At 57.8% G+C, this 16,274-nt stretch carries 14 protein-coding genes and 1 pseudogene; 6 read left to right on the top strand and 9 right to left on the bottom strand.

Translation table 11 applies throughout. The annotated features are described in order from the left end of the window. Nucleotides 1-2: 2 nt before the first annotated feature. Nucleotides 3-515, top strand: a complete 513-nt coding sequence (locus tag SYN60AY4M2_RS00785) for an MATE family efflux transporter (protein ID WP_168173614.1) — start codon at nt 3-5, stop codon at nt 513-515. Further along, nucleotides 512-1,423: an MATE family efflux transporter gene (locus tag SYN60AY4M2_RS00780; RefSeq protein WP_041438348.1), complete on the top strand. Its 912-nt coding sequence runs from the start codon at nt 512-514 to the stop codon at nt 1,421-1,423. The genes SYN60AY4M2_RS00785 and SYN60AY4M2_RS00780 overlap by 4 nt, the downstream gene beginning before the upstream one ends. Here SYN60AY4M2_RS00780 and ispD read toward each other — a convergent pair. The 5 genes from ispD to SYN60AY4M2_RS00755 all read right to left on the bottom strand — a co-directional run bounded on the left by ispD (nt 1,420) and on the right by SYN60AY4M2_RS00755 (nt 7,310). Continuing rightward, on the bottom strand, nt 1,420-2,127 hold the full coding sequence (gene ispD / locus SYN60AY4M2_RS00775) for a 2-C-methyl-D-erythritol 4-phosphate cytidylyltransferase (RefSeq protein ID WP_099813180.1): 708 nt from the start codon (nt 2,125-2,127) through the stop codon (nt 1,420-1,422). The genes SYN60AY4M2_RS00780 and ispD overlap by 4 nt on opposite strands. A 45-nt stretch (nt 2,128-2,172) precedes the next feature. Continuing rightward, nucleotides 2,173-3,543, bottom strand: coding sequence for an ammonium transporter (locus SYN60AY4M2_RS00770; protein WP_240527655.1), 1,371 nt, complete (start codon nt 3,541-3,543; stop codon nt 2,173-2,175). A gap of 303 nt (nt 3,544-3,846) precedes the next feature. After that, nucleotides 3,847-5,253, bottom strand: a complete 1,407-nt coding sequence (locus SYN60AY4M2_RS00765; RefSeq protein WP_099812096.1) for an ammonium transporter — start codon at nt 5,251-5,253, stop codon at nt 3,847-3,849. A gap of 151 nt (nt 5,254-5,404) precedes the next feature. Next, a complete protein-coding gene (locus tag SYN60AY4M2_RS00760; protein ID WP_011430352.1) occupies nt 5,405-5,743 on the bottom strand; it encodes a P-II family nitrogen regulator in 339 nt (112 codons plus the stop codon). Nucleotides 5,744-5,894: 151 nt separating this feature from the next. Then, nucleotides 5,895-7,310 carry an IctB family putative bicarbonate transporter gene (locus SYN60AY4M2_RS00755; RefSeq protein WP_099812095.1) on the bottom strand — a complete coding sequence of 472 codons (1,416 nt, stop codon included), beginning with the start codon at nt 7,308-7,310 and terminating at the stop codon, nt 5,895-5,897. Between the two features lie 640 nt (nt 7,311-7,950). On the opposite strand from SYN60AY4M2_RS00755, the gene holA reads away from it, so the two are divergent. After that, entirely contained in the window at nt 7,951-8,928 is a 978-nt protein-coding gene (gene holA / locus SYN60AY4M2_RS00745; protein ID WP_011430355.1) for a DNA polymerase III subunit delta, read from the top strand. Nucleotides 8,929-9,014: 86 nt separating this feature from the next. Here holA and SYN60AY4M2_RS00740 read toward each other — a convergent pair whose 3' ends face one another. The 3 genes from SYN60AY4M2_RS00740 to SYN60AY4M2_RS00730 form a co-directional block, all read right to left on the bottom strand. Then, complete coding sequence (locus SYN60AY4M2_RS00740; protein ID WP_011430356.1) at nt 9,015-9,626, bottom strand: heme-copper oxidase subunit III; 612 nt, start codon at nt 9,624-9,626, stop codon at nt 9,015-9,017. 116 nt (nt 9,627-9,742) lie between these two features. After that, nucleotides 9,743-11,452, bottom strand: a complete 1,710-nt coding sequence (gene ctaD, locus SYN60AY4M2_RS00735) for a cytochrome c oxidase subunit I (RefSeq protein WP_099812094.1) — start codon at nt 11,450-11,452, stop codon at nt 9,743-9,745. Between the two features lie 19 nt (nt 11,453-11,471). Next, the gene (locus SYN60AY4M2_RS00730; protein WP_099812093.1) at nt 11,472-12,485 is read right to left on the bottom strand and encodes a cytochrome c oxidase subunit II; all 1,014 of its coding nucleotides are present in this window, start codon (nt 12,483-12,485) and stop codon (nt 11,472-11,474) included. Nucleotides 12,486-13,031: 546 nt separating this feature from the next. Here SYN60AY4M2_RS00730 and SYN60AY4M2_RS00725 point away from each other — a divergent pair. Beyond that, on the top strand, nt 13,032-13,967 hold the full coding sequence (locus tag SYN60AY4M2_RS00725; RefSeq protein WP_099812092.1) for a COX15/CtaA family protein: 936 nt from the start codon (nt 13,032-13,034) through the stop codon (nt 13,965-13,967). Between the two features lie 52 nt (nt 13,968-14,019). Continuing rightward, entirely contained in the window at nt 14,020-15,015 is a 996-nt protein-coding gene (locus SYN60AY4M2_RS00720) for a heme o synthase (protein ID WP_099813179.1), read from the top strand. A gap of 463 nt (nt 15,016-15,478) precedes the next feature. Here the strand turns inward: SYN60AY4M2_RS00720 and SYN60AY4M2_RS14690 are convergent, their stop codons facing one another. Further along, the gene (locus SYN60AY4M2_RS14690; RefSeq protein ID WP_346426060.1) at nt 15,479-15,694 is read right to left on the bottom strand and encodes a hypothetical protein; all 216 of its coding nucleotides are present in this window, start codon (nt 15,692-15,694) and stop codon (nt 15,479-15,481) included. Nucleotides 15,695-16,048: 354 nt separating this feature from the next. Here SYN60AY4M2_RS14690 and SYN60AY4M2_RS00710 point away from each other — a divergent pair. Further along, nucleotides 16,049-16,181 (top strand): annotated as a pseudogene (locus SYN60AY4M2_RS00710) (IS200/IS605 family transposase); the annotation flags it as partial. Between the last annotated feature and the right edge of the window lie 93 nt (nt 16,182-16,274).

Raw genomic sequence — 16,274 nt, 5'->3', positions numbered from 1 at the left:
ACATGGGAGTTGTAGCGCAGCGGCTGGATGCCCGCGGGATCCCAGGGGTGGATCATGGGGTTGTGCTGAGGTTGGCGATGCCCTTGGCGCTCAGCGCTGGCATTCAGGCGCTGATGGGCATAACCGACACCTGGTTTATCGGCCAGATCTCCAGCCAAGCCTTGGCCGGGATGAACGCCGCTTGGTTGCCCACCCAAGTGGCCTTGACCCCTTTCATGAGTCTGGGGCGAGCAGTGCAAACCTTGGTGGCGCAAACCTACGCCGGCGGAGATCCGAAGGGGGCCTCTTGCTATGCCTGGTCGGGAGTTGAGCTGGGGTTGGGCCTATTGCCCCTTTGTGGCCTCTTGTCGCTGTTGGGGAGCTTGCTGTATTCAGGGCTGCCCCTGCCGGCGGGGGTGGCGGAGCAAGCGGCAGATTATTGGCAAGTTCGCGTTTGGGGGGGATCCGCTCTCTTGGGCAGCTTTGCCTTGGCGGGTTTTTTTAACGGCATTGGTTGCACCTGGATCACCCTGTGAGTGGCTGGAGCGTGCTGTTCAACGGCATCCTCAATGCCCTGTTCATTTTCGGCCTGGGCTGGGGGATTGCCGGAGCCGCCTGGGGCACGATCCTGTCGGAATACGGGGAGCTGGCCCTTTACCTGCTGCTGTTTCTCTCGGCCTGGATCCAGCGCGACTACGCTACGCGGCAAACCTGGCTTTTGGCTCACAAGTCCCTGCGGCCCTTGCTGCGGCTGGGCCTGCCCATGGGGATCTACGCTTTGGCGGACATGAGCTCTTTCACGGTGTTTCAGTTGCTGCTGGGCCAGTTGGGGGCTGTGGAGGGGGCAACGGCCCACCTGTGTCTGATGTTGTCTCGCTTTGCCTATTTGCCGGCCCTCGGCTTGGAACAGGCGGCAACCGTCCTGGTGGGCCAGGCCGTTGGCGCCGGGCAGCCGGCTTGGGCGATGCGCTTGGGGAATGCGGTGATAGCCTGGACGGTCGGCTACATGGCCGTGATCGGCGGCGGGCTGGCGCTTTTTAGAGAAGCCTTGCTCGGCCTGTTCGTGGCCGGGACAGATGCCAACGCCGCGGCGATTGTGGAGTTGGGGGGGAGGCTTTTGCAGATCATCGCGGTTTCGTTTCTCTTCGATGGCATCAACTTCTCTGCCGCGGGATCCCTGCGCGGCGCGGGAGACGTGCGGGCCCCCATGGCGATCATGCTCGGGATGAGCTGGCTCTTTTTCTTGCCTTTGGCGCAGATGCTGATCTTTTCCCACAGTTGGATCCCCTTCCTGCCGGGGTTGGGATGGGGGGCTGTGGGGGGCTGGTTGGCCATGCTGATCTATGTCGCCGGCTTGGCCGGCCTGTTGCTCAGCCGCTGGCGCAGTCGGGTGTGGCAAAAGGCGGCTCTGCGTCAGGGCCATCGCCATAGTGAGTTGAGCTAGCGCGCCAGCTCAAGGCGCTGCTGGAGAATTTGCTCGGCCAGCACCAGATCCCAGGGGGTGGTTAACTTCAGGTTAGACTCCTCCCCTTCCACGATGTAAACCGGCCAACCCAGCTTCTCGAATAGGGCTGCGTCATCGGTTACCTGCCACCCCTGGGCCAGCGCCTCCCGATGGGCTTGCCACAACAGCGACAGGCGAAACCCCTGCGGCGTTTGGGCTGCCCACAGCCGGCTGCGCTCCGGTGTCGATTGGATTTGGATCCCCTTGGGGCCGGTCTCGGTGACCTTGATCGTGTCCTTGACAGGGATCGCCGCAATCAAGCCGTCCACCTGCTCCAAGGCAGCGCTGCAGCGATCGAACAATTCAGGGGTGGCCAAGCAGCGGGCCCCATCGTGAATCAATACCCGCTCCACCGTTCCCCGCCCATAGAGATACTCCACCCCCCTGTAAACCGACTCCTGCCGCGTCGCCCCCCCTTGCAGAAGCTGCACCGGCGTGGCCAGCTCGATGGACGCCAGGATCTGCTCTATGGCCGGCCAGTCGCCGGGCTGAGAGAGAATGCCGATCCACTCGATGGAACGGGCCCGATCCGCCGCCTGCAACGTCCAAGTCAAGATAGGCTGGCCCAAAAGGGGCAGCAACAGCTTGTTGACCGCCGCCCCCATCCGCTTGCCGCTGCCAGCCGCCGGGATCAACAGGTGCATGGGATCCAAAAGCGCATCCAACCGGATCCCAGTGTACTGCTCAACTCAACCTTCCAACTCTCCCGAAGCAGTGACAAAGTCAGGGTAGGCAATGTTGCCGTGCTCGCCAATATCCAAGCCGGCCAACTCTTCTTCTGCCGAGACGCGCAGACCGATGGTGCCCTTCAAAATCAAAAACAAAGCCAGACAACAGATAAAAGACCATCCTCCCAGGGCAATAACCCCCAGAATCTGTACCGGCAACACCGCCCAAGTCACCCCCGCTTCCGCATGGGCAAACCACGGGATCCCTGCAGCAATGACCCCCCAAGCGCCGCACACCCCATGTACCGACACCGCCCCCACCGGGTCATCCACCTTCAAGGTGCCCTCGATAAACAGCACCGACAACACCACCAACACCCCGGCCACCGAGCCGATAAGGATTGCCCCCAAAGGATGAACAGTGTTGCAAGGAGCAGTAATGCCCACCAGCCCCGCCAGTGTCCCATTGGCTGCAAACGTCATGTCCGGCTTGGTAAAAATGGCCCAGGAAGTACAGAGAGCGCCGATGGCTCCTGCCGCCCCGGCCAAATAGGTATTGAAAGCAATCCAGCCAATATCAGGAATCGCTGCCGTTGTAGAGCCGGCATTAAAGCCAATCCAGCCCAGCCACAGGATCAACGCCCCCAACATGCCCAAGGGTAAGCTATGCCCGGGAATAGCCCGCGGCTCCCCATTGGGACCATACTTGCCCAAGCGCGGCCCCAACACCAAAGTTCCCGCAAAAGCTGCAGCCCCACCCACCAAGTGCACCACCCCCGACCCGGCAAAGTCAATGTAGCCCAGGTTTTCCAGCCAGCCGGCTGTACCACCGTTGTAGTCGGCAAACAGGCCATTCCAGGCCCAGCCCCCGGAAATCGGGTAGATCGCCCCAGAGATGACGATGGAGTAAATCAAATAAGCCAAAAAGCGGGTGCGTTCCGCCATTGCCCCGGAGACAATGGTGGCAGCGGTGGCGGCAAACACCAGTTGGAAACAGAAGAACGTGAAAGGCCAAGCATCGTTTTGACTGCCGGCTTCAGCTCCCTGTTGCCAGTTGAAAAAAAACCAGTTGGTGCCCAAAAAACCGGCCACATGGGATCCGAACATCAGCCCAAACCCCAAAAACCAAAAAGCGCAGGCCCCGAAGCAGAAGTCCATCAGGTTCTTCAGGACAATGTTGGTAGCATTTTTAGCCCGCGTGAAGCCTGCCTCCACCATGGCAAAGCCCGCCTGCATGAAAAACACCAGCGCCCCGGCCACCGTTGTCCAGACGATGTCGGCGTGGTATTGCTGAGTTTTCAGTAAGGTTTGTAGCTCAGCCCAAGCCTCGGGTGGGAGAGCCTGTTCCAGAGCCGTGAGATCCGTCTGGGCCAGAGCAGGCGGGGCAACCAAACTTCCCAACCCCAGCAAAGCTCCAATCCCCAGCAGGACTTTCCCCCCTGTCCTCAAACCCAAAAGGATCCCCTGCCGAAGACGAGAGAAAACAGTCTCACCTATCTGACTTTTCATCTCGATTCCAAGTCCCACACCTCGATTTTGAGCTATTTCTCCCCTCCTACCCGTAACCACCTACACCAATGCCACCAAATACATCAACAAGCCACAAAAGAGAGGGCCAGACCTGACCCCCTCTCTTGATTTTCAGTCCTGTGTCGCTCAGATCCGACAGCCTCCCGTCGAACCGAGCGCAAAAGCTCAAGCTCCCTCCACCTCGGTGGCAGCAGTAACGAAGTCGGGGTAGGCTATGTTGCCGTGCTCGCCCACATCCAAGCCGGCCAGCTCCTCTTCAGCGCTGGTGCGCAGGCCAACGGTTGCCTTGAGGATCAAAAACAGGATCAAGCAGGTGATAAAGGGCCAGAAGAAATAGGCCAAAGCCCCCACCACCTGCACCCCAAATTGCGCCCAGGTCACCCCTGAATCGGCGTGGGCAAACCAAGGGATCCCGGCTGCCAAGAGTCCCCAAATGCCGCAGGTACCGTGTACCGAGATGGCCCCCACCGGGTCGTCAACCTTCAGCACCGTATCCAAAATCACCACCGAAATCACCACCAGAATCCCGGCCACCGAGCCGATGATCAGAGCACCCAAAGGATGGACGCTATCGCAAGGGGCAGTGATCCCCACCAAGCCGGCCAGGACACCGTTGGCGGCAAAGGTCATATCCGGCTTGCCAAAATGAACCCAAGAGGTGAACATCGCCCCAATTGCTCCAGCCGAAGCTGCCAGCAGCGTATTCATGGCAATCCAGCCAATATCGACAGAGGCTGCAGTGGTGGAACCGGCATTAAACCCGATCCAGCCCAAGGCGAGGATAAACACCCCCAACATCCCCAGCGGCAGGTTGTGGCCGGGAATAGCCCGCGGCTCTCCATTGGGGCCGTACTTGCCAATGCGAGGGCCGAGCACAATGGCGCCTGCCAAGGCCGCAGCGCCGCCTACCAAATGCACCACCCCCGATCCAGCGAAATCAATGTAGCCCAGGTTTTCCAACCAGCCCTTGGTGCCGCCGTTGTAGTCGCCGAACAGCCCGTTCCAGGCCCAACCCCCAGAGATGGGGTAGATTAGCCCAGAAATAACGATGGAGTAGATCAAGTAGGCCAAGAACTTGGTGCGCTCTGCCATCGCTCCGGAAACAATGGTGGCGGCGGTAGCGGCAAACACCATCTGGAAGACAAAGAAAGTAAAGGGCCAGCCATCTGCCTCGTAAGCCTGCTGCCAGCCAAAAGCAAACCAGTCAGTGCCGAAGAAGCCAGTACTTTTGCCGAACATGAGGCCAAACCCGATGAACCAGAAGGCGCAACAGCCCATGCAGAAGTCCATCAAGTTCTTCATCATGATGTTGGCGGCGTTCTTGGCGCGGGTAAAGCCCGTCTCCACCATGGCGAACCCCGCCTGCATGAAGAACACCAAGGCTGCTGCCACGATCGTCCAAACAATGTCAGCGTGTTTCTGAACTGCCTCGGCCTCTTGAGCAAAGGCAGTTCCCTGGCCGAATAGAAAGACCAGCGCAGCCATTAGAGCAGCAGTCAGACTCCACCTGGCCGGTCGCCAGAGCCACTGGGGCACCTGGCTCTTGAGCTTTTGGATCATTGTTGTACTCATGCTTTTGGACTCACCTAAAGGGACAGTACTTCTCAAAAGACGTTACCCGGAAAGTGGGGCAAGAACACCTCATCAGAGATACAGCAAAAGAGACATGCAGCAAACCCCCACAAGGCTCAGGACGGGTAGCCCAAACCCCAAAGATCCCTCCTTACAGGGCATCTTGGTTGAGTTCGCCAGTGCGGATGCGGATGGTTTTTTCGACGGGGCTGATGAAAATCTTGCCGTCCCCAATTTCGCCGGTGCGAGCCGCTGCAATCAGCTTCTCCACCACCGTATCCACCAGGTCATCTTCGACCACGATCTCCACTTTCAGCTTTTGTAGGAACTCTACCGTGTACTCGGATCCCCGGTAACGCTCGGTTTGTCCCTTTTGCCGGCCAAAACCCCGTACTTCACTTACGGTCATGCCGACAATCCCGGCATTGACCAAAGCAATTTTGACCTCATCCAACTTAAATGGCCGGATCACCGCCTCGATTTTTTTCATGTGCCTCCTGCACCCTGAACAGTTCCGCTAATTTCTAACACTACCAACACCTGTGAATTGTAAAAACGGATACATTTTTTATCTCCTACTGAAGATGCTTACCACTCTGGGTTGGCTCCCGTCAAGACTGGAAGGTCAAGCTTAAGCTACCCTAACGGGAGGAAGTCTCCGATGGGGTCTCACCAACATCCACGGGCGGCTGAGGGCTAAGAGAGGCCAAGCTGGCTGTAATGAGCGCTACCGCAAGCCACCACAGCATTTGTACCTGGGGACGATACCAGATGGTATCCACCAAGCCGTGGACCATCATGCCGGTGCAAGCAGCCAAGCCCGCTGCCACCCACAGACCCTGGGGATCCCGCAAGTTGAGCAAAGTTTTCCAGCATCTCCAGCCGTGATCCCAGAGCACCAAGAGGAACCAGGCGAAAGTTAAGGAGCCGATGAAGCCAGTCTCCACGGTGAGCTGCAGCGGCACCGAATAGGCTCCGAGGGCGCTGAAGTTGCCTCGTTGGTAGAGGGGATAGACGCGGTTAAAGGCAACATTGCCGGGGCCGATCCCCAAGATGGGAAAGTCGCGGATCATGTCCAAGACCGCCGCCCAGACATTGAGGCGAAAGTTGTTGCTGGTGTCTAGCCGCCCCCAAAAAAGGCTCTGCACCCGCAGCCGCAGGGAGCGTACCGTCAGGATCCCAAGCAACAGAGCAGCCCCCCCTCCACTCAACAGAACCGGCAAGGCCCAACGCCGCCAACGAGCCGGCAAATCGACAGAATGCCACTGTGCCAACAGCACGGCCATCAGGGTGAGCATGGCCAGCCCCCCAATCCAGGCGCCACGACTGTAGGTGAGCAACAGGCAAATCAGGTTCACCGCCGTCGTAAACCCGGCCAGGAGTTTCGCCCCCCAACTGGGCCAAATCCAAGTGGCGGCCAGCCCCAGAGGAATGACCGGGATCAAGTAGCCCCCATACAGATTTGGATTGCGCAGATAGCTGTACACCCGCGTCAGACCCGCCAAACCCGACTCCGGATCCACCCAGGTGGCCAGCTCGGCAGCCCCGTAAAAGTATTGCCGCAGGCCATAGACCCCCATCGCCAAGCTGACCAAAAGCAGGGATCCGACGATCCAATCCCGAAACTGCAGTTGGCGAAGCAGACGCTGCAGCAGCAGATAGCCGGCCAGGTAGAGCGTCAACTTCAGCCAGCCCTCCCGCGCTGCATAGGGAACCGGCGAAAGGATCGTGGCCAGGGTGGCAATTCCCCAAAACAGGCCTAGGGGCAGATGGACGGGCAGCCAAGTTGGGGTTTCCACCAGCCAGCCCAAGACCACAAGCGCCGCCATGGCCAGCAAAATCAGACCTAGGATGCCGGTGGAGCTTTGCGCCGAAAAGACCCAATACAGCAGCACCAGGCCCAAACCGATCCAGTCAGAGGTTTGCACCAGTAGGCTGCTTTTGCCCCAACTCCGCAGGGATCCCGACACTCGGCTTAAAAGGCTGCCCTGCCACCAGGACTCGATAGGAAAATCCCGCAGCAGCAGGCCGCGCCACAGTCGCGTTGCTCGTTCCATGGCTCCTTCCAGCGCCCTGGGCACTTGTGCTTCAGGCCTATCTTCCGAGTTTATCTCCCCAGCGAACAGGGGCAAGGGCGGGAAGGCAAGCGGGATCCCCCTTCTAGAACTCGCAGACTCATTGCTAGAGTTAGCTGCCTCGCCGACCTCGAAGCGCCCTTTAGGCAAACGAGGCTAGCGGGTGGGGCTGGGATTTCCCAACCTCTTCAGAGTTGAAAGGGGAAACCCCTGCTCCCAACTGGCCTGCATTGAAGACTTGGGGATTACAATAATGAATTTGCACACGAATAGGCCGGCCTAAACCCAGAGCAGATCCCAGGCAGCGGGCTAAAACCTGCACCTTGAACTCCAGTTCGCCAATGGTGTCCATACGCTTGCAGCCCTCCCTCCAACCCCGTCTCTAAGCCCAGCTTAGGAGAAGATTGATGATAGTTCTTCAGTGGGAACACAGAATTTGCCAAGCTAGATCATGCAAAGCTGGCGTTTTTTTAGAGAGAAAAGAAGCTGAAACTTGGCCAGGCTTTCTCCGGAAGATCCCGGATAAAGACCCGGAACCTGCCGCTGATTAACGTAAGCAAAATAACGCCTAGAGAAACTACGGAAAAAAGCTGGAGACCAAGCTGAGGGGACTTGGGGGAGTATGCCTGTCTACCTTTACTGGGGAGATGACACCTATCGGCTGATGCAGGCGGTGCACCAGTTGCGGGAGCAAGTGCTGGATCCCGACTGGGCCGCTTTTAACTACGATCGCCTGCCGCCGGAGTCCACACTGGCCGGACTTAACCTGGCCATGACCCCGCCCCTGGGATCCAACGCTCGCCTGGTTTGGCTGGAAGAGACGACGCTCACCCAGGATTGTCCGGAAGAGTGGGTAAGGGAACTGGAGCGGACGTTAGCCTCTTTACCCCCCACCACCCATTTGTTGTTGACCACCCGCAACAAGCCCGATGGACGGCTCAAATCCACCAAGCTCCTCAAGCAAGTGGCCCTTGCCCGCGAGTTTCCCCAACTGGCCCCCTGGGATGAAGAGGGTATCCTGAGGCAGGTATACAGCGAGGCCCGGCAGCGGGATCTCAAGCTCAGCCCAGAGGCAGCCCAGAAGTTGGCGGAAGCCGTGGGCAACGACTCCCGCCGCTTGGCGATGGAACTGGAAAAGCTGGCTTTGTTTACGGTCAACCAACGGGATCCCATCTCCCCTGAGCAAATCGAGGCTTTGGTGCCCGCCAGCGCCTACAACAGCTTTCAACTGGCCGCCTCCCTGCGCCAGGGCAACTTGGATCAGGCCCTGCGCATCCTGGCCCATCTTTTGGATCACAACGAGCCGGCCCTGAAGATCCTGGCGGTGTTGGTGGGGCAATTTCGCACCTGGCTGTGGGTAAAGCTATTGCTGGAGGAGGGAGAACGGGATCCCAAAGTCATCGCCCAAAAAGCAGAGATTGCCAATCCCAACCGGGTTTATTTTCTCCAAAAAGAGGTGGGATCCCTAAAAAGCTCGGCGCTGCTGCAGGTGATGCAGCAACTTTTACAACTGGAGTATCAGCTCAAGCAAGGTCAACCGGAGCGAGAAGTGTTTCAAGAGGCTCTGATCCAGATTGTGGCCATTCTCCAGAAATCCTGAGCCTTTTCGTTCAGGGACAGTTCTAGCAACGGGCAGCCTACCCACCGGGATCAGATCCTTCACCAGGGAGGATCCCTCTTCGGAACTCAGAGTAGGTAGAGCAGGATAAACAGCACAATCCAAACCCCATCCACAAAGTGCCAGTAGATCTCAGCAGCCTCGACGCCAAAGTAGTGTTGGGCGCTGTAGTGACCCGGCTTCAGGGATCGCCAAAGCACCGCCAAAATAAACAGCAGCCCCGCCGCCACATGTAGCCCGTGAAACCCGGTCAAGACATAGAAGGTGCTGGCAAACAAGTTGGTGGTAAGGCCAAACTCCAGGTGGCTGTACTCGTAGAGCTGCCCGGCCAAGAAAATCGCACCCATCAGGGCAGTGAGGGCAAACCACAGCCGTAGCCCCTTGACGTTATTGGCCTGGATGGCGGGCTTGGCCTGGTGGATAACCAAGCTGCTGGCGAGCAAAATCGCCGTGTTGATCCCAGGCAAGAGCAATTCCCGCTCCGGCGTCCCTTCCGGCGGCCAGACGGGGGCCGTGAGGCTGTAAGCCAAGTAAGCCATGAACAGGCCCAAGAATAAGCAGCCTTCCGCCACCAAGAACATCAGCAGACCAAAAATGCGATGATCTGGGTGCTCAGCGTGAGCGGTGTGGGCCTGAGTGTGGCCGGCTATCAAGGCATCAGCAGCAAGGGATCCTTGCATATTCTTCTCCACTCAAAAAATAAACCAATCGAACCTTAGAATTCCTGAGACCGTGTGGCCAGCCCAGCCGGGATCAAGACTGGAATGCCCGGTGAGTAGAAGATGGAGACCCCCTGCTAAGAAGAAGTCGTAGGCTCTGCTTCCGCCAACGCCAGCTCCCGCAAGCTCTGCAACTGGGCGGCAAAGTAATCCAAAGTCTCCTTGCTGTGCAGGCCGTAGTCGTAGGGGCCGGTCAGCAGAATGGGATCCCCGTAGAAGTTGTGGGCAGGCGGCGGGGAAGAAGTCGCCCACTCCAGGGTTAGAGCCTGCCAGGGGTTGTCGCCGGCCTTGGGCCCGGCCACCCAGGAGTAGATGGCGTTCACCAAGAAGGGCAGCGTGGAAATGGCTAGAACAAAAGCCCCCACGGAGCTAATCCAGTTGAGGTCGGCAAATTGCGGGTCGTACTGGGCCACGCGGCGGGGCATGCCCATCAGGCCCAGCTTGTGCATCGGCAAAAAGCACATGTTGAAGCCGACAAAGGTCAACACAAAATGCACCCGCCCCCAGAACTCGTTCAGCAGCCGCCCGGTCATCTTGGGGAACCAGTGGTAGAGGCCGGCATAGATGCCAAAGACGCTGCCGCCAAACAACACGTAGTGTAGGTGGGCCACCACAAAGTAGGTGTCGTGGACGTAGATATCCAGGGGAACTGAAGCGAGGATAATGCCGCTCAACCCCCCAATGACAAACATCGAGATAAAGCCAAGGCTAAACAGCATGGCCGACCGGAAGTGGATTTTGCCGCCCCACAAAGTGGCTAGCCAACTAAACACCTTGATCCCCGTGGGAACAGCAACGGACATAGTAGCAATCATGAAGAACACCCGCATCCAGTCCGGGGTGCCGCTGGTAAACATGTGGTGCGCCCAGACGATCAACCCCAAAAAGCAAATAGCCAAGCTGGAATAGGCGATGGCCTTGTAGGCAAAGATAGGCTTGCGGGCATGCACCGGCAAAATCTCGGAGATGATACCGAAGACCGGCAAGATCATGATGTAAACCGCCGGGTGGGAGTAAAACCAGAACATGTGCTGGTACACCACCGGATCCCCGCCACCGCTGGGGTTAAAAAAGGACGTGCCCGCCAACAGGTCAAAACTCAGCAAGATCAACGCGCCAGCCAAAACCGGTGTTGCAATGAGGGTGAGAACAGACGCTGCTAGCATGGCCCAGCAAAACAGCGGCATGTCCTGCATCCTCATGCCGGGCATGCGCATTTTCAGGATGGTGGTGATGAAGTTAACTGCGCCTAGGATTGAAGACGTCCCCGCCAGCAAGATACTCAGCATCCAGAGCTCTTCCCCCACCTTGCCGCTAACTAAACTCAGAGGCGGGTAGGAAGTCCAGCCAGCAGATGGGGGTTCTAGAAACAAGCTAGCCAAGAGCAAGATCCCAGTAGGCGGAACCAGCCAAAAGGCCACTGCATTGAGCTTGGGAAAGGCCATGTCCCGTGCCCCAATCATCAGCGGCACGAGGTAATTGCCGAAGCCCCCCACCAAAGCCGGCACGATCCACAAAAAGATCATGATCGTGGCGTGCAGGGTAAAAGCGCCATTGTACCGCTCAAAGCCAAGAAAGTCCGCCTCTGGGGTAGCCAGTTCGGCTCGTACTGCTACAGCCAGCGCTCCCCCCACCAAGTAGAAGAAAAAGGTGGTCACCAAATACTGGATCCCGATGACCTTGTGATCCGTAGAGAAGGTCAAGAAGCGCCACCAAGGTTCTGCAGGCGGATCCAGGCTGCCCCTGGGGGCAGCAACGAGGCTAGGATTGCCCTGTAGCTGAGTCATTGCAAAAAAGCTCCTAGTTTCAGCCTGTTCCCGTTCGCGTCAGCAGGACGGAGTCCTTGTGGAGTTTGAGAGAGGTCAAATCCGCAGGCGAGACCCCCAAACGCTGGTGGTGGACTTGGGCAAAAGCCGAAGCAGCCGCAGGGGAATCAGCCGGAGGGTGATGGTGAGTGGGGGGAGAGTCTGCAGCAAGAGCTAGGGCACTGCTATCGCCGCGAGCGGCTAAAAGTTGCTCCTGCTGCCAGCGCTCGAAGTCTTCTGGTCTTTCCACAATCAATTGCGTAGCCATCACCCCGTGGTAGGGGCCGCACAGCTCCGCGCAGATGATGGGGTAAGTCCCCAACTGGGTAGGCACAAACTCCAGGTGGGTCTCTCGGCCTGGAATGAGATCCTGCTTTAGGCGAAATTGCGGCACCCAGAAGGCATGGTTGACATCAAGGGCCGTCATATTCAAGCGCACCCGCCTGTTGAGGGGAAGGTGCAGCTCACTAGTCACCAAGCCCGATTCATAGGTAAACAGCCAACCGTATTGCATGCCCTGCACCTGAACGACCAGATCCGGCTGGCCCATCTCTTTCCCAGGTAGCACCACAGGGGTATAGGCATAGCCCGGCTCCCCTGCCTTGGCTTCCTCGGAAGAGCCCATCCCCATGGCCGCGTGCATATGCCCGCCCACATTGGTGCCTCCGTAAATAGCCTGGTAGACATCTATGCTGGCTAGGCCCAACCAAAGGATGATCAGAGCCGGCACTGCTGTCCACACGATCTCCAACAGCACATTGCCGTGACTGGGATCCCCGTCGCCGTGCTCCCCCCGTCGCTTGCGGTAGCGGATGACACAGTAGAGGAGCACCCCTTCCACCACTAGAAAGATGCCGGTGGCGATGGTGATGGTGCTGTTGAAGAGGCTATCGAAGAGGGGAGCTGAGTTGGCTGCCGCTTCGGGGAGGAGATGGTGATTCTGGCCATACCAGAGGCTGGCCAGGGTCAGCAGAACCCCAATACCCACCAAAATGATGTTACTGAGCGCACTCACGACTGCTCTTCCCCACTGCAAATGCAAGGCACGCCCGCCCTAGACAAAATCTGCTCTGCGAACAGAGCCGAAGCGGGCCACACCCATCCTTCATATCCATTTAGGTCACGGGAGCTGGAGAGGATTGCCCAGGCTTAGGGATCTCTTCAGAATCTTCATCGCTGGGAATTGGTAGAGGGGAGCGGCTTGATTGGCAGGATCGACAGAGCTTCTGGAAGATGAACGATGCATGCAGAGGAGGCGTGGCTCAGCACAAAGAAATTCTTAAAAAGCCTTCGCCAGCCGCAAGTCTGCATTTAGGATCCGTTACAGGGGAGTCAGTCTCCTTGTCTGCCTATAGCTAGATGCTGAGCCAGTTAGACCTCAAAGACCTATTGAATTAAGTTCGCTAACTGAAATGGATAGCTTAAGTATCGATCTCGATTATTTTTTATGCAGATTATTCCGAGCTTGGATTGACTTGCAATAACTTTTTCAACGGCGATGGACTCTTCGATTTCCCAATCTCACGCTCATCCCTTGCCGTCTAGGGAGCTTTCCCTGCGCATGGGGCAAGCCTTGCTGGGTTTAGCAGCGGCCACTTGGCTGTTGATGGGACTGGGCAGTGCCACTCGAGTCATGAATGCTGGCTTATCCTGTCCAGATTGGCCCCTCTGCTATGGAGAGCTTGTCCCCACTGAGCAGATGAACCTGCAGGTGTTTCTGGAGTGGTTTCACCGCCTGGTGGCTGCTGGGGTGGGCTTGGCCACCCTGCTGCTAACGGGGTTTGCCTGGCTGAAGCGCAAGGCCTTGCCCGCTTGGCTGCCCTGGGGCCTGAGCTGGGCTTTTGTCTTGGTCGTGGGCCAAGGGATCCTGGGCGGGCTGACGGTAACGGAGCTGTTGCGCTTTGACATTGTGACGGCTCACCTGGGCACGGGCCTGCTGTTTTTTGCCACGCTGCTCACCTTGGGATTGCTGGCCCTGCCAAGCGTCGCTCCTTCGGAGGAGGGGAGAGCTTCTGTTGGCTACTTGCCCTGGCTCGGCTTGGGGGCAGTGCTGCTGGTGTACGTCCAGAGCCTTCTCGGAGCTTTGGTGGCTTCCCAATGGGCGTTGCACCAGTGCTTAGCTGCTGGCGAGCTGTGCGGGGTGATGAACGGTCACTTGCTGGGGGTGGCTCCGGCCACACTGGCGGTGTTGGTGGTGGCGGTGGCCACAAGTTGGCGACGCCGGCAGCTCCCGCGGATTCTCAAGCTGCTGGGCCATGGTTCGGTGGGCCTTTTGCTGGCGCAAGTAGGGGTTGGCGTTCTTACCTATCGCTACCGGCTGCAGGTGGAGCCCTTGACGGTAGCCCACCAGATGATTGGGGCAGCTTTGCTGGGGTGCTTGCTGGGCTTTACGGTGCTGGCCTGGCGTACGAGCAACAGCCTTGAAAGCCAGGAGGAAGGAAGCTCTCCCCGGAGCCCTCGGAGGGTAGCCGCGGCCGCAGAAATCAACGGCAAGTAGTTCCATGGCAGATATCCTTCAAACCTACCGTCCAGATCCTTGTCAGAACACGGTGACAGGGATCCCTTTTGGCCATCACCAAAGTCTTGCGCAGGTTTTGCGCAGCTATAGCCAGTTGGTGAAGCCGAAGATCATCGCCCTCTTGCTGATGACCACGGCTGGAGCCATGTGGATGGCGGGCAATACGGATCCTTTCAAGTTTGGCGTCACCCTCTTGGGGGGGGGGATGGCGGCGGCAGCAGCCAATGTCATCAACATGGTGTACGACGCCGATATTGATCGGATGATGGAGCGAACCCGCCATCGTCCTTTGCCTTCTGGCCGCATTCGGGCACGCCATGCCCTGAGGTTTGCCGGGATCCTGGCTGTGATGTCCTTTGGCTTGCTGGCCTGTTTTACCAATTTGCTGGCTGCCAGCTTGGCCATGGCGGGGATCCTGGTGTATGTAGGGGTCTATACCCACTGGCTGAAGCGTTCCAGCCCCCAGAACATCGTCATCGGCGGAGCAGCGGGGGCGATCCCCCCTTTAGTGGGCTGGGCAGCGGCTACGGGCGAGCTGAGCTGGGCTGCTTGGGTGATGTTTGCCCTCATCTTTTTGTGGACCCCGCCCCACTTCTGGGCCCTAGCGATTTTAAAGCGAGAAGACTATGCCCGCGCCGGGGTGCCGATGCTGCCGGTGGTGGCCGGAGAAAGGCCGACTGCCGCCCAGATTCTTCTCTACGCCCTGTTGCTGGTGCCGGTCAGTCTACTGCTGGTTTACCCTTTGCACGTGCTGGGATCCTTTTACTTGAGCGCGGCGACCCTGCTGGGATCCCTTCTAATTTGGAAGGCGGTGCAGTTGCTCCAGGAGCCGCACAGCCGGGAGCGGGCAGCCTCCCTCTTCACCTTTGCCAACCTCTACTTGCTGCTGTTGTGCGGTGCCATGGGGTTGGACAGGTGGTCGCTGACCCACACCCTTTGGGATCAAGCCCTTGCCTCTCTCCAGGGTGTCTATGCCAGCCTGGGGGCGCTGGCCAACCACCTTGGGGCAATGGGATCCCTGGGTTGACGACTTAACCAATTGACATCCTCCCCGGCCTGAAGGCGGGGGATTCTTACACGGTCGTCGCAAAGGCGTTGTCAAAGCGCCTCTAGACAGTTCCTGAAGGCAAAGCCCCAAGGTTCTGCTGACTTTCTTAAGCAGGTTGGCGGCAGCATTCGCCTCAGCGTTGACCAACCACCCCTTTGCCGTTTGGTACAGGCCCCGCTTGACACGCTTTCCAGAGGGTCTCCACCCGTCGGGTTTTTCACCATAATTAGGTAGCTCATCTCCATCTAGGAAGCTTGCCTGAGAGCTGTACGCTTCCTCTACCTCAATAAACTCCATGCCATAATGCCGACATAATTGCGCAATACGCTCCTTGAACCGACCTGTTGGAATGAAAACAAAGTTTTGGTTATTGACCTTCCCTAAACCGCATTCTTTGTTCCAACCAAAGACTATTCTCCCAATTGAGTGGTGCAAACAGAAGTCAATGATCTTGCCCGCAGCTTTGTGGATTGCATTCTCCGGTTTCCGTAATTCGACGAAGCTTTTGCAACCAAAACCCCCGCAGCTTGTGAGTCTTGAGCCTAGCCAGCTCCTTGTTGTACCCCTGGTTAAAGGACTTGACTTTGCGGCCACCAATGATGAAGCTATGTCCTAAGTTGCTAACGCACGTAAGCCAGTTGTTGACTCCGTGGTCAATTGCTAGAGCTTTTCTCGGATCCAGCGATTTGGGCTGGGCAGGCTTGGCATAGACCCACTCCAGCTACAGACTTACAGGTCTGTTGTGCGGCGGAGACATACATTGCGATGAAGTGCTTGTTTTGGGTTCTCACCATCTCAGCGCAAAGCGCACCATAGCTTGCCCATCGCTTCGTTTTGAAATAGACTTGTCTCGCATAGTACAAAGCACAGTTGTACACCTTATTAGACTGTTGACACAAGTACTCTGGTAGGGGGACTAGCTTCCTGTTCCTGACTCGAACCTGCTGACAGCCGTACTCCATCATTGTTGGCAAGCGGCATGACAACCGCAGTCTGACATGGGCAAGCGATAATGCGAGAGGAAAGTCAACGGTACAATCACTACAACCATGGTGTGGGGCTAGCGGTTGTTTATCTTATTTTTTGGCCAAAGAGTAAGGAAAGAGGTCTTGGTAGGAGAAGTCAGGGACAGGTTGTTTGAGCTATGAAACTATATCAACGACCCCCATCATGGGTAAGCGACCAAAGTCGCTAGCGGGCTTTTCCGGCGCGCACTCAAGTGCGGGGCTACCAAGCTA

This window comes from Synechococcus sp. 60AY4M2, assembly GCF_002760375.1.
In the GTDB taxonomy this organism is placed as follows: domain Bacteria; phylum Cyanobacteriota; class Cyanobacteriia; order Thermostichales; family Thermostichaceae; genus Thermostichus.
The sequence above is the reverse complement of the archived record's forward strand: the minus strand, read 5'-3'. Positions and strand labels throughout refer to the sequence as shown.